The sequence below is a fragment of the Flavobacteriaceae bacterium HL-DH10 genome (genome assembly GCA_031826515.1).
Taxonomy (GTDB): Bacteria; Bacteroidota; Bacteroidia; order Flavobacteriales; family Flavobacteriaceae; genus Thalassobellus; species Thalassobellus suaedae.
On the sequence record CP134536.1, the window covers coordinates 3,415,508 to 3,430,019 of the forward strand.

The following is a 14,512-nucleotide window of genomic DNA, read 5'->3' on the forward strand; positions in this document are numbered from 1 at the left end:
AAATAAACTAATTTTATGTTTTAAAGCTTTTTAACTTTAAAAGAGAATACTCTGTTTAAAATATTTACAAGATTTTAAATATTGCTTGTGTAAAATGATGATTTAATGATTTTAGGCTTATGAATTTTAATATTAACAAAAGCATTCTTGTTAGAACAAATCACATTTACGAGTATACTATTTGCTGTATACTCTATTTTCTTGCTCATTAACTCTAATAAAAGTTGTCCGCTTGGTAAGTTCCTTTAAACGAGCTGCACCAACATAGGTACATGTACTTCTTAATCCGCCTAAAATATCTTGTAGTGTATTTTCAACAGAGCCTTTGTATGGAACTTCAACGGTTTTACCTTCGCTAGCTCTATAATCGGCAACGCCACCAACATGTTTTTCCATAGCTGTAGACGAGCTCATACCATAAAATTTACGATAAGAATTTCCATTACGTTCTATAATTTCACCACCACTTTCATCATGTCCGGCAAGCATACCACCAAGCATAACAAAATCTGCACCTGCACCAAAAGCCTTCGCTATATCGCCAGGAGATGAGCAACCACCATCACTAATTATTTGTCCGCCTAAACCATGAGCTGCATCAGCACATTCTATGATGGCAGAGAGTTGCGGATAGCCAACACCCGTTTTCACCCGAGTCGTACAAACTGATCCTGGTCCAATACCGACTTTAACAATATCGGCACCAGAAAGAAGAAGTTCTTCTACCATTTCACCAGTAACAACATTCCCTGCAATGATAACTTTGTCAGGATAAAGTTCTCGTGTTTGTTTTACAAAGTTTGAAAAATGTTCAGAATAGCCATTGGCTACATCAATACATATAAATTTTAATTGAGGATTTGCAGTAATTATGGCTGCTAGTTTTATAGAATCTTGCTCACTTATACCAGTGCTTACTGCAATATAATTTAAGGTGTTTTCAGAGGAATTAGAAATAAATTCAGTCCATTCATTTTCTGAATAATGTTTGTGTATGGCTGTAAATAGATTTTTTTCAGATAAGGCTTTAGCTATTTCAAAAGTGCCAACAGTATCCATATTTGCTGCCATAATTGGAATGCCAGACCAAGTTAACGGACTATGTAGAAATTTGAAATCACGTTCTAAACTAACCTCCGATCTGCTTTTTAATGTAGACCGTTTAGGTCGAATCATTACATCCTTAAATCCTAATTTTATATCGTATTCTATTCGCATATGTATTTTAGGTTATCTTTATTTTAGTAATATGACATTTGAATTTGAAAATTAATAAATTTCAAATAACTATTGCCTATAAATACATATAATAGTTTTGTTAATTAGAATATTTATAAATAAGTTTGTTTTAAACCTAATCAAATAAATGAAATTTCTCCCAGAGTCCATTAAATCTATAAAAAAAAGAAGACTCTTATCCATACTTCTTTTTATGTCAATAGCTAGTATTCTTTTATTAGGATATAGTTTTATTGAAAATATAATTGATCTGGAAATCATTGTACTGTTTCTATTTATTATCGTTATCGGACAAGTTTTAACGTTACAATATTTTTTTAAAAATCAAATAAAAAATGATTACATAGTTTCTAGTCTGAATAATCAAATAGAGGATCTTGAACAAAGTGTTAATAAAGCTAATGAATTAGCCGATCATAAATCTATTTATTTGGCTAATATGAGTTATGAAATACGTACGCCACTTAATACGGTTTTAGGAATGTTAAAAATGTTGAAACAAACCGAATTAGGAGATGATCAAAAAGCACAAGTTGAAATTGCTGAATATTCTTCAAGGCATTTATTGCAACTAGTAAATATGGTTACAGATAATGCAGATGTTGATTCTGGTAATTTTAAATTGAATTTATTAGCGATGGATTTAAAATCTAGTCTATCCTATATTTTTAAAGTTTTTGAATACCAAGCATGGGAAAAGGGATTAGAATTTGAATATAAATTTTTATTTGAAGAAAAGAATAGTAAGTTTTCACTTTTAGGAGATAGTGTGAGAATTCAACAGGTTATCATTAATTTAATTAATAACGCGATTAAGTTTACAAACTCTGGAAAAATATCAATTATTATAGATCAAACAGTTGGTATAGATAATGATCAAATTGTAACCTTTTATATTAAAGATACAGGCGTTGGTATGCATGTTAACGAAGTAAAACACTTTTTAAATACCTCTACAGCTCTCAATCCATATGTAATTAAAGATTATAAAGGCGGCGGTTTGGGATTGTCTATTTCTCGTCAACTTGTTAGTTTAATGGGAGGCGAATTAAAACTTGAAAGTAAAGAAAATGAAGGGTCTACATTTTATTTTAGTTTACAACTAAAAAAGACACTTAATGTAAAAACAGAGGATGAAGCATTTGTTCCAATATTGCAAGAAAAGTTTAGTGTTTTAGTAGCTGAAGACAATAGAATGAATCAAAAAGTGATTAAGTTTTTATTAGAAAAACAAGGAGCCGATTGTACGCTTGTGAAAAATGGTTTTGAAGCTGTAGAGCTATATAAAATCTTAGATTTCGATATGATATTTATGGATATTTATATGCCAGATATGGATGGTTATCAAGCAACAAAAGCGATTAAGGATACTGAAAAATACAGAGTGACTAATACGCCTATAATTGCGGTGTCTGCCAGTGCTTTTGAGGAAGATATTGCCAATGCAAAACGTGCTGGAATTGATGAGTTTTTAGCAAAACCAATAGAGCTTGATAAGCTTAAAGAATTATTGGTTAAATATGCCGATAAAAAAGATGCTTCTGCTTAAAATTATTTTACAGCAATCATACTTATTTCTACATTCACATCTTTAGGTAATCTGGCTACCTGTACTGTTTCACGAGCTGGTGCTGTAGCGTCGTTAAAATAGCTTCCGTAAACATCATTAATTTTTGAAAAGTCATCCATATTACTAATAAAAATAGATGATTTAATCACGTTTTCAAAAGTCATATCTGCTGCTTCTAAAACGGCTTTTAAGTTATTCATAACTTGTGCTGTTTCAGATTTTATATCGTCTAAAACTAATACACCTGTTTCTGGGTTAAAAGCTATTTGTCCAGAGGTGTATAAGGTGTTTCCGCTAAGTACAGCTTGATTATAAGGTCCAATAGGAGCGGGAGCTTTTGGTGTTGTAATAATTTTTTTCATGTGTTTATAATAATTGTTTTTTATTAGTCACATATAACATTAATTTAATCATTTCCTAGAATATGTATAATTTAGGTATGAATGTATCATGATGTATCCTTTTATTAACTCTTAAAGTTGAATATCTGGTTGTCTGCGCTTCTCGTATTTTAAGTCTTGCAAAATACTAGATTTTATACCAATAAAGAAATTCCAAGACGCTCGTGTGCTAAATGGTATCCAGCTAAAATTCATACGCCAACTCATTAAATCACGTTCAAAACGCAATTGGGTATAGGTAAACCCTGCATTTTTTAAATCGTATCCAGAAGAAGCGCCTATTTTCCATTTTTCTCCTAAACTAATATCTCCAGAAAACATAAGTGAATGAGAAGATATTTCATTTTGCCGTCTGGAGTTCGAGTAGTTTACGGCATAGGCAACACGTAAACTCCAAGGCACCTGATAATTATAAAATTCACTTGGGGTTTCATTTTCATCATTTTTATCATTAATTTGCTGATTTGCAAAATCTTCGCCTACTCCAAACATATCATCACCACGACCACCGCTCCGTAAGTTTTCTTGAATACCACTTTCTGTTGAGTCTTTTTTATCCTTTTTGCCTCCTTTTTTACTAGAAAAAGAATAGCTTGTTGTTAGGTTGGCACTTGTTAATCTAAAGAGGCTACCTCCATTTTCAATATTAAACTTATCAATTTTATTATTGTTGTTGTCTAATGCGTATGGATCTAAAGTGGCACCAAAATTAATGCTCATTTTGTTATTTAGAATTTGGGTACTACCACTCATTCTAACAGGACTCCATTGAAGCGAATCCCCTGCAACGTTATAAGCTGTAGAAAAGTTTAAATTGTTTAAAAGTATCATCTTTTTAGCTTCTGTAGCGGTACTATCTTTATCTCGAACTTTAGCTTCTATATTGTTTGAAACAGACATACCAATGGAACTTGAGAAGTTTTTTCCTGGAACACCAAAAACACCTTGTTCAAAACGGGAGTAATCTACATCATTTGTAGTTAGTCCATCGGCACTAACAACTTCATAAGTGTCATAATATTTATCAAAAGCAGGATTAATATTGTAACTAATTGAAGGACGAATAACATGTCTTATTGCCTTTATCTTTCGATCTTCACCTTCTTTTTCGAAGTTAAACATACCGTAAACGGTAGTTCCTAAACTCGTGCTAAAATTATACGTTCTATAGGAATCAAAACCATTTATAGTTTCAGTAACAGCTTTTCTTTCTATAGGGTCAAATGTTTTGTTGATAGTTTTAAACGTCCAAACTTCATTAAAATTAGTGCTTGCGCTTAAACTAAAATATTTAAACACTTTAAAATTGGTGCTTAATGGTATGGTATGTTGAAAACCAGTTTTTGCATCATCAAACATTTCTTTTTTAAAGAAAAGTGAATCGGTAGTTTGTATTCTGTTTTCTCCTCTTATGTTATACTGTAAGTTTATATTTTGTATAATCCCTTTCTTAGAACCAGTTTTTGATGCAAATGGATACATCCTGCCTACACTTCCTTGAAAAGTAGGGAGTGTCATGTTTATTTGCTGTGTGTTGGTGTTTTGTGAATGAGTAGCGGTAAGGCTAAAATTAACCTGAGGTTCGCCTTGAAAAGTTTTTGAATATGAAACTGATGATGATAAGGTGTTATTTAAAAAAGCACCCGAATTTATTTGATTAATGGAGTTTCTATAATATTTACTACTCCCTAAGTTAACAGAAGCAGAAAAACGAGAGTTTGGATTTGCTTTAGAATCTTGACTATGAGACCACCGTAAATTGTAAATCGTGTTTTTTGCATAATTAGGAAAACCTCGCTCGCTTGTTATTAAGCTTTCATATCTAAAACCCAAATTACCTCTGAATTTATAGCGTTTTGTATAAGTGCTTTCTGTTCGCAGTCCGTAACTTCCATTTGTGTAGTAGTCTCCAACAACAGCTAAATCTACATGGTCATTTATGGCAAAATAATAACCACCATTTTGTAAAAAGAAACCACGTTCGTTTTGTTCTCCAAAACTAGGCATTAAAATACCTGAGGTGTGTTTTTCAGATTGCGGAAAAAAGCTAAAAGGTAGCCAAATAGGCGTTGGTATATCATAAATATACAATCCAGCTGGACCTGTTATAATTTTTTTACCAGGAACAATTTTAGCTTTAAGAAGTCTGATGTAGTATTCTGGATCTTCTTGGTCTTCGGCAGTTGTATATTTTGCGTTTCTTAAAAAATAAACAGAATCATTTTCTTTTTTTGTAATAGAAGCTATAACGTGTCCTTCACCTTGCTCGGTTTTAGAATTATAGATAAGTGCTTTTTTAGTTTCCGTATTAAAAATTATTGAATCTGGTTCTACAACATTATTTCCTTGGGTAAATACAGGTTTTTGTGTGTAACCTTCAGTCGAATCAATAATCCCTTTAGCATAAACGGTGTTTTTAGTATAATCAATAATTATACTTCCCGCTGTAATGTTCATGTCACCATAATCTATTATGGCTTCATTGTATAAAAATAATTTCTGCTTTTTTCTGTTAAACTTTGTAGTGTCTTTGGCGTGATAATCTACAATATACTCTAAAAGATCTTTTTTAGGTTTTATAGAGTCTGTTTGAGTAGAATCTTGACTTTTCTCAGAAATAAGAGGGGCGATAAGGCTATCTGAAGTTTTTAGAATAACAGTCTCCTTAAGGCTAGGTTTTATAGGTTCCTTTGGTTCTGGGATATCTTGGGCGAAGCTTAACGTGTTAATAAACACTGTAAAACTTAATGCAAAAAGTATTTTAAAGTTGTTTGTATGCAACGCTTTTAAATGTATTTTTGTAAAAGTATGGCTCGGTTTTTGAAAAGCCAAAATTACATATATTTTTCTGTGATTGATTTATTATTCAGTTAAAAATTTAAAATTAAAATAAACCGAGTTTTTTGGTCGTTAAAACACTAATACTTCATCAGTTTTATAATTTCAAGCAAAGTAAAATTATATTTGATGTTGCATAATTTCGATTAAACACAATATTTATACCAAGATGAAAACGAATACAGTATTACTTTTCGTATCCTTTATAATAGTATTAACATTTTCTTCATTTGTAAATGAGGCTGGTGATGTTACCAGAGATAAATTTGTTGTTGTTTTAGATGCGGGTCACGGTGGAAGAGACCCAGGAAATCTTGGGAACGGTTACAAAGAAAAAGATATTGCTTTGAAGATTGTTTTGGCTATAGGTAAGGAACTTGAGAAAAATTCTAACATAAAAGTTGTTTATACGCGTAAGACAGACGTTTTTATAGAACTCTATGAAAGACCTAAAATAGCAAATAAAGTTAATGCAGACTTGTTTGTTTCTATTCATTGTGATTCTCATCATACATCAGCTTATGGAGCTGGCACTTTTGTTATGGCTATAAAAAAGATGTCACAAAACCTTAGTGTTGCTAAAAAAGAGAATGCCGTTATTTTACTTGAAGATAATTACGAAGAAAAATATGGTGGGTTCGACCCTAATTCTCCAGAATCTTTAATTGGTTCATCTTTAATTGTAGAAGAATATTTAGATCAAAGTATAATGGCAGCAAGTCTTATACAAAAGAATTTAGTTACTAATTTAAAGCGTAAAGATAGAAATGTAAAGCAAGATGTTTTTTGGGTACTCCATGCTACATTTATGCCAAGTGTTTTAGTTGAGACAGGTTTTTTAACTAATAAAAAAGAAGGTGCTTATTTAAATTCTAATAAAGGTCAAATAGAAATAGCTAAGCAAATTGCAGATGGGGTTTTTAAATATAAAAAAACAGTAGAGAGCAATATAGGTGGTTTTGTTTATGAAGATAATCATGAAGAGTCTAATATTGAGCCTGAACGCATTTTTAACGACATTACATTCAAAATTCAAATAGCAGCCAGTTCAAAAAAACTAGAAACTGAATCGTATAATTTCAAAGGTTTGAGCAATATATCTAGAGTTAAAGAAGGAAGCTTATATAAGTATTTTTATGGAAGTACTTCAAATTATAATGAAACAAAAAAATTAGCTGATGATGCTAAAAATAAAGGCTATGCTACTTGCTTTATTGTTGCTTTTAAAGATGATAAAAAAGTATCACTAACCGATGCTTTAAAAACAACTAGTAATTAAGCAAGTTCTTTTTAAATTTATTTTAAATTTGTACATCTAAAAACACATAGTTTGAAAATATCAAAAGAAGTTAAAGTTGCTTTATTAGTTATTTCGGGAATAATCCTTTTTATTTTTGGATTTAATTATTTAAAAGGTAGAAATTTATTAGAATCAACCAATGTTTATTATACAGAGTTTGATTATAATGCATTATCTAAGTCATCAATTGTAACTGTTAAAGGTAATTCGGTAGGTAAAATTCAAGACATAGAATACGATTATAAAACAGGTAAAACGCGTGTTACTTTTTTTGTAAATGAAGCATTGAAGTTTTCAAAAAACAGTATTGTTAGAATGTATGAAACGGGTTTAATGGGTGGTAACGGACTTGCATTAATTATTCGTAACGACGGCGAACCAGCAAAGCCAGGAGACATGTTAAAATCTACGGTTGAAGTAGGGCTTATATCAAGTCTTTCAAAAAACTTCTCTGGATTAAGTACCGATTTAAATGCGACCTTAAAATCTACAGATACACTTATGACAAGTTTAAATGAATTTGTTACAGATGAATCTGATAGTGGATTAAAACAAATGGTTTCAGAATTAAATGAAACTTTAAAATCGTTTAAAAACACGTCGAATTCTATTAATGGGTTTATTTCGAGTAACGATGGAAATATTACTGCTATTCTAGAAAAATTTAAAACATCAAGTGAAAACTTAGCCGCTTTAACATCAGAATTAAAAGCAGCCAATGTTGGTAATACAGTTGCATCTTTAAACAAAACATTAGATAACTTAAATAATGTACTCACTAAAATAGATAATGGCGATGGTTCTTTAGGAAAACTACTAAAAGATGAAGCTTTATATAACAATATAGAAGGCGCTACCAAAGAAATGGAAGAACTGCTTAGAGATATAAAATTACACCCGAAACGCTATTTTAGAATTTTATCTAAAAAAGAAATTCCTTACCAAGACGAAGAAACTAATTAATAACTAAATGGATTATTTGCCAAACATTATTTTTGCAATTATACTAATTCTAGGAATTGGATATTTTGCTAAAAATGTAAAGTCGCTCATTCGTAACATTAAGTTAGGGCAAGATGTAGATGTAAGTGATCATAAATCGCAACGTTGGAAAAACATGGCGATGATTGCGCTTGGACAAAGTAAAATGGTACGTCGTCCCATTGCAGGATTCTTGCACGTTGTAGTTTATGTAGGTTTTATAATTATAAATATTGAAGTTTTAGAAATAATTATAGATGGTTTATTTGGCACGCACAGAATTGGTTTAAAAATATTACCAGAATCTGTTTACGGATTTTTAATTGGTTCTTTCGAAATATTAGCCGTTTTAGTATTTGTTTCTGTTACTCTTTTTTGGATTCGTAGAAATGTTATAAAGCTAAAACGCTTTTGGAAAAGTGAAATGACCAGTTGGCCAAAAAACGATGCAAATTTTATTTTGTACTTCGAAATGGTTTTAATGACCTTGTTTTTGGTCATGAATGCTACAGATGTTCATTTTCAACACCTAAATTCAGGAAATGTAATCAGTCAATTTATAGCACCTTGGTTTGGTAATTTATCAGAAGGTGTACTTCATTTAATAGAACGAACAGCATGGTGGTGGCATATAATAGGTATTTTGATTTTTTTAAATTACCTGTATTTTTCAAAACACCTTCATATACTATTGGCATTTCCAAATACTTATTATGGTAAGATAGCTCCAAAAGGTCAGCTTAATAATTTAGAAGCAGTTACCAAAGAAGTGAAAATGATGATGGATCCAAATATTGATCCATTTGCAGCACCAGCCGAAGGAGCCGAAGCAGAAATACCTGCGAAATTTGGAGCCAGCGATGTACAAGACCTAAGCTGGGTACAATTACTTAATGCTTATACCTGTACCGAGTGCGGACGTTGTACAAGCGAATGTCCAGCAAATTTAACAGGTAAAAAGCTATCGCCACGAAAAATAATGATGGATACCCGCGATCGTTTAGAGGAAGTAGGTAAAAACATCGATGCTAATAAAGGCGAGTTTAAAGATGATAATAAGCAATTATTAGGCGATTATATTACCACCGAAGAACTTTGGGCATGTACAACCTGTAATGCATGTACAGAAGCCTGCCCTGTTAGTATTGATCCTTTATCTATTATTTTAGAAATGCGCCGTTATTTGGTTATGGAACAAAGTGCAGCACCAACAGAGTTAAACAACATGATGTCTAACATAGAAAACAATGGCGCACCTTGGCCATATAATCAAATGGACAGATTAAACTGGAAAGACGAATAATTAAATAATTAGGGCGTTACCCATAAAGGGTCGGGCTTTCGCAAGTCGCTCTCAAAAAAAGAGGAGCTCCAACAATTGCTTAATCCCTAACGCACAGTACAACAATTTAATATATTAAGAACATGAGCGAAGCTTTAAAAGTGCCAACCATGGCAGAATGTATGGCAGAAGGCAGACAACCAGAAATTTTATTTTGGGTCGGTTCAGCGGGAAGTTACGACGATAGAGCTAAAAAAATAACAAGAGCTTTTGTGAAAATACTAAACAACGCTAATGTAGATTTTGCCGTTTTAGGAACCGAAGAAAGTTGTACTGGTGATGTTGCTAAACGTGCAGGAAACGAGTTTTTGTTTCAAATGCAAGCCGTTACAAATATAGAAGTTTTAAATGCTTACGGTGTGAAGCGTATAGTTACTGCGTGTCCACACTCTTATAATACACTTAAAAATGAGTATCCACAATTAGGTGGAAATTATCAAGTACAACATCATACACAGTTTATTGAAGAATTAATTAATGCAGGTCGCTTAATTATAGAAAAAGAAAATAGTTTTAAAGGTAAACGTATCACATTTCACGATCCCTGTTATTTAGGGCGTGGAAACAGTGTTTACGAAGCTCCAAGAGCATTGTTAAAAGCAATGCATGTAGAATTGGTTGAAATGAAGCGTAATAAAAAAACGGCATTATGTTGTGGTGCTGGTGGCGCTCAAATGTTTAAAGAACCAGAAAAAGGAGATAAAGATATTAATGTTTTAAGAACCGAAGATGCTCTAGAAACAAAACCAAGTGTAATCGCTACAGGTTGTCCGTATTGCAACACCATGATGACCGATGGTGTAAAATTTAAAGAAAAAGAAGCAGAAGTAACCGTTTTAGATGTTGCTGAATTAATTGCTAATGCTCAAAATTTATAGTTTTTGTCTTTTCTTTAAAGGCAGGAATCCACTTTTATACAATTTATTAAAATGTTAGTAGACTTTAATACATTACCAGAAGAATCTCGTGTTTGGATATACCAAGCAAACCGTTCGCTTACCGAACAAGAAATTGAAGAAATACAAGGTAAAATAGAACTTTTTATTGAAAACTGGACGGCTCATGGAGGCGATTTAGAAGCTGGTTATTTAATTAAATATAAGCGATTTATAGTAATTGCGTTAAATCAAGATTTGAATAAAGCAACAGGTTGTTCTATTGATGCTTCAGTACATTTTATTCAGCAGTTAGAGAAAGAATACAATATAGATTTAATGGACAAAATGAATGTATCTTATAAACAAGGAGAATTCATTGCTTATAAAACACTTACCGATTTTAGAAAGATGGCAAAACAAAAAGCCATTTCAAAAAACACCATTGTATTTAATAATTTAGTAAATAATATTGCCGAATTTAAAGAAAACTGGGAAGTACCTGCAAGTGATAGCTGGCATAGTCGGTTTTTAGCTAAATAGTTGTTGATTCTTCTGTATTAGAAAGTCATAGAATAAAACTTGCGTTTCCTGTTTCATATTTAAATGCTTGTAGAAAAAGTAACATTTACCCTTCTTCTTATTTTTATAATAAGTATTTCTGTATTCTCTCAACAACATATGAAAAACATGTTTTAGAAACCACAGATCTACTAATGAGTTTTATACTTCAGATTATAATTTGTCTGAGTTTAATGCCAATCAATACGGATTTGGTGTAGGTTATACAGATATTTTTGCTAAAATGCATATTGCGAAGTTTGGTTTAAAAAGTATCGATTTAAAATACATTAACTACAAAAGAAATACAGGTTTAACGGCTGGTATTATTTCGGCGGGATTTAAGTTTGAAATGGATTAAATTTGTTTACAACCTTATTATAAATCTATCTTAAAGTCTTTTAATCTTCTTTTTAAAAGTATTATTTTGGCATGATTATTAATGTTGTAATGAATACTAATAATAGGCTTAACTAATACTTTTTTATGCGTCATAATTTATATATACTTTTTTCTTTTTTTATAACTCTTACTGTAGTTGCTCAAAAAACAGAGAATCCACTAAAAACCGTTGATGCAGAGTCTCAGAAAAAGTGGGTGGATAGTGTTTATGCCTCTATGACTTTACCAGAAAAGGTGGGGCAATTGTATATGGTACAGGTTATGTCTAATCAAGATAATGCTACCAAAAATAAGATTATTAAACTCATAAACACGCATCATATTGGCGGTATTATTTATTCAAATGGCGGTCCTGTTAAACAAGCTAAATTAAATAATGAATTACAAACGCTTTCTAAAATCCCTTTATTAATAGGAATGGATGCAGAATGGGGTTTAAGTATGCGTTTAGATTCTACTTATGCTTTTCCTTGGAACATGACATTAGGTGCTATAAAAGATAATAAACTTATAGAAGAAACAGGAAGACAAATAGGGGAGCATTGTAAACGTTTAGGCGTTCATTTTAATTTTGCTCCAGTGGTTGATATTAATACCAATCCGTTAAACCCAATTATAGGAAATCGTTCTTTTGGAGAAGACCGTGATAACGTTACCGAAAAAGCATTAGCTTTTATGAAAGGGATGCAAAGTGCTGGTGTGTTAGCTAATGCCAAACATTTTCCTGGTCATGGTGATACCGATCAAGACTCTCATAAAACATTACCAACCATTAATTTCAACGAAAAACGTATAGATTCTATAGAATTATATCCTTATAAAAAATTGATTAAAGAAGGACTTTCTAGTGTGATGGTCGCGCATTTAAATGTACCTAGTTTAGAACCACGAGAAGGCTATCCATCATCCTTGTCAAAGCATATTGTGACGGATATTTTAAAAGATTCACTAGGGTTTCAAGGCCTTATATTTACTGATGCACTTGACATGAAAGGAGCAGCCGATTTTAATGAAACTGGTGCAATTGATTTGGCTGCCTTTAAAGCAGGTAATGATGTTATGTTAATGTCTAAAGATGTTGCTGTTGGAGTTACTAAAATTATTGAAGCTTATAATAAAGGCGATATCACAGAAGCACGTTTGTCGCATTCGGTTAAAAAAGTACTTCAAGCAAAATATAAAGCGGGATTATATAATTACGAACCTATTGGTATTCATAATTTGGTTAAAGATTTAAACAGACTAAAAGATGATATGCTATATGAAGAGTTATTAGAAAATGCTATTACTGTTGTAAAAAATGATAGAGATTTAGTGCCATTTCGTCAATTAGAGACAAAAACTATGGCCTATGTTAAAATGGGAGACGACGATGGATCTGTATTTTTTAATGAACTAAAAAAATACATGAAAGTTCATGAAATTAAAGCAGATAATTTAGACGATTTAATGGGGCGTTTACAAACATATAATACGGTTGTAATTGGTTTACATAAATCGAATGCGAGTCCTTGGAAAGGTTATAAGTTTACAGAAAAAGAGCTTGTATGGTTATATGAAATAGCAAGAACGCATACTGTAGTTTTGGATGTTTTTGCAAAACCTTATGCTTTAATGGATTTAAAAACTATTGAGAATATTGAAAGTATTGTTGTTAGTTATCAAAACAGTAAAATAGCTCAAGAGAAATCGGCGCAACTTATTTTTGGTGCTTTGGCTTCAAAAGGGCATTTACCAGTATCAGCTGGGGCTAATTTTAATGTAGGCGATGGCATTGATAGTTACTCCATAAAACGGTTGGGGTATACCATACCAGAACGTGTGGGGATGAATTCGGAAAAATTAAATAAAATAGATTCTATTGCTCTAATGGCTGTTAATAGAAAAATGACACCAGGTATTCAGCTTTTAGTGGCTAGAGAAGGCAAAGTTATTTATAATAAGAGTTTTGGAAAACATACCTATAAAGGAAAAGAGCAGGTGTTATTTGATGATATATACGATGTGGCCTCTTTAACTAAAATACTAGCAACCTTACCACTTTTAATGGAATTAGAAGAACAAGGTATTGTTTCTTTAGACGATAAGTTGTCTGAAATTTTACCTGATTACAAAGGGTCTAATAAAGAAAGTATCACTATAAAACGCATGCTATCTCATTATGCAAGATTGAGACCATGGGAGCCTTTTTATTATCATACTTTAGATAGTGTAACGAAGCTTCCAAGTGAAAAATATTATAGAAGTGAACGCAGTGATGAGTTTAATATAGAAGTCTCTAAAAACTTGTATTTACGTTCAGATTATCAGGACTCTATACAGAAAATAATTAAAGATTCAGACCTTTTAGAAACCTTAAGATATCGTTATAGCGATTTTCCTTATTATATTTTAAAGAAATTTATTGAGAAACATTACGACAAAACACTTGATGAATTAGTGCAAGGGCATATTTATCAATCTTTAGGAGCTAATCATACCATGTATAATCCATATAGACGCATAAGTAATAAAAAAATTGTGCCAACGGAAGTTGATGATTATTATAGAAATCAAGAAGTTCATGGTTATGTTCATGATATGGGAGCTGCTATGCAAAATGGTGTAGGTGGCCATGCAGGCGTTTTTAGTAATGCTAATGATGTTGCTAAAATCATGCAAATGTATTTACAAAAAGGGATTTATGGTGGTAAACGGTATTTTAGATCGGAAACTATTGATAAATTTAATACGTGTTATTTTTGTGAAGATAATAATAGAAGAGGAGTTGGGTTTGATAAGCCTCAATTAAGTGATGAAGGCCCTACTTGTGGATGTGTATCTATGACTAGTTTTGGGCATTCTGGTTTTACAGGGACTTATGCTTGGGCAGATCCAGAAGCAGATATTATTTATGTGTTTTTAGCAAATAGAACCTATCCAAAGGCAGGAAACAATTTATTGTTAAAAAAAAATATTAGAACAGAAATACAACGCTTAATTTATGAAGCGATTGAAGATTAA

General features: G+C 31.7%; 11 protein-coding genes. 8 read left to right on the forward strand and 3 right to left on the reverse strand.

The genetic code is table 11. The annotated features are described in order from the left end of the window. Positions 1 to 177: 177 nt before the first annotated feature. Complete coding sequence (locus RHP49_14475; protein ID WNH12087.1) at positions 178 to 1,218, reverse strand: GMP reductase; 1,041 nt, start codon at positions 1,216 to 1,218, stop codon at positions 178 to 180. 148 nt (positions 1,219 to 1,366) lie between these two features. Between RHP49_14475 and RHP49_14480 the strand changes: the two genes are divergently transcribed. Further along, positions 1,367 to 2,788 (forward strand): response regulator, encoded by a 1,422-nt coding sequence (locus tag RHP49_14480; protein ID WNH12088.1) that lies wholly within the window; start codon positions 1,367 to 1,369, stop codon positions 2,786 to 2,788. Positions 2,789 to 2,790: 2 nt separating this feature from the next. Here RHP49_14480 and RHP49_14485 read toward each other — a convergent pair whose 3' ends face one another. Together RHP49_14485 and RHP49_14490 are read right to left on the reverse strand one after the other, a co-directional pair. Then, the gene (locus tag RHP49_14485) at positions 2,791 to 3,171 is read right to left on the reverse strand and encodes a RidA family protein (protein WNH12089.1); all 381 of its coding nucleotides are present in this window, start codon (positions 3,169 to 3,171) and stop codon (positions 2,791 to 2,793) included. A gap of 111 nt (positions 3,172 to 3,282) precedes the next feature. After that, complete coding sequence (locus RHP49_14490; GenBank protein ID WNH12090.1) at positions 3,283 to 6,042, reverse strand: putative LPS assembly protein LptD; 2,760 nt, start codon at positions 6,040 to 6,042, stop codon at positions 3,283 to 3,285. Positions 6,043 to 6,217: 175 nt separating this feature from the next. Between RHP49_14490 and RHP49_14495 the strand changes: the two genes are divergently transcribed. From RHP49_14495 to RHP49_14525, 7 genes are all read left to right on the forward strand, one after another. After that, complete coding sequence (locus RHP49_14495; protein WNH12091.1) at positions 6,218 to 7,327, forward strand: N-acetylmuramoyl-L-alanine amidase; 1,110 nt, start codon at positions 6,218 to 6,220, stop codon at positions 7,325 to 7,327. 51 nt (positions 7,328 to 7,378) lie between these two features. After that, positions 7,379 to 8,311, forward strand: a complete 933-nt coding sequence (locus RHP49_14500) for an MlaD family protein (protein WNH12092.1) — start codon at positions 7,379 to 7,381, stop codon at positions 8,309 to 8,311. A 7-nt stretch (positions 8,312 to 8,318) separates the two neighbouring features. Further along, positions 8,319 to 9,632 carry a (Fe-S)-binding protein gene (locus tag RHP49_14505; protein ID WNH12093.1) on the forward strand — a complete coding sequence of 438 codons (1,314 nt, stop codon included), beginning with the start codon at positions 8,319 to 8,321 and terminating at the stop codon, positions 9,630 to 9,632. A 122-nt stretch (positions 9,633 to 9,754) separates the two neighbouring features. Then, entirely contained in the window at positions 9,755 to 10,549 is a 795-nt protein-coding gene (locus RHP49_14510) for a (Fe-S)-binding protein (GenBank protein WNH12094.1), read from the forward strand. Between the two features lie 51 nt (positions 10,550 to 10,600). Further along, positions 10,601 to 11,089: an ABC transporter ATPase gene (locus RHP49_14515; GenBank protein WNH12095.1), complete on the forward strand. Its 489-nt coding sequence runs from the start codon at positions 10,601 to 10,603 to the stop codon at positions 11,087 to 11,089. 199 nt (positions 11,090 to 11,288) lie between these two features. Next, positions 11,289 to 11,468 carry a hypothetical protein gene (locus RHP49_14520; GenBank protein ID WNH12096.1) on the forward strand — a complete coding sequence of 60 codons (180 nt, stop codon included), beginning with the start codon at positions 11,289 to 11,291 and terminating at the stop codon, positions 11,466 to 11,468. A 125-nt stretch (positions 11,469 to 11,593) separates the two neighbouring features. Next, positions 11,594 to 14,512 (forward strand): glycoside hydrolase family 3 N-terminal domain-containing protein, encoded by a 2,919-nt coding sequence (locus tag RHP49_14525; protein ID WNH12097.1) that lies wholly within the window; start codon positions 11,594 to 11,596, stop codon positions 14,510 to 14,512.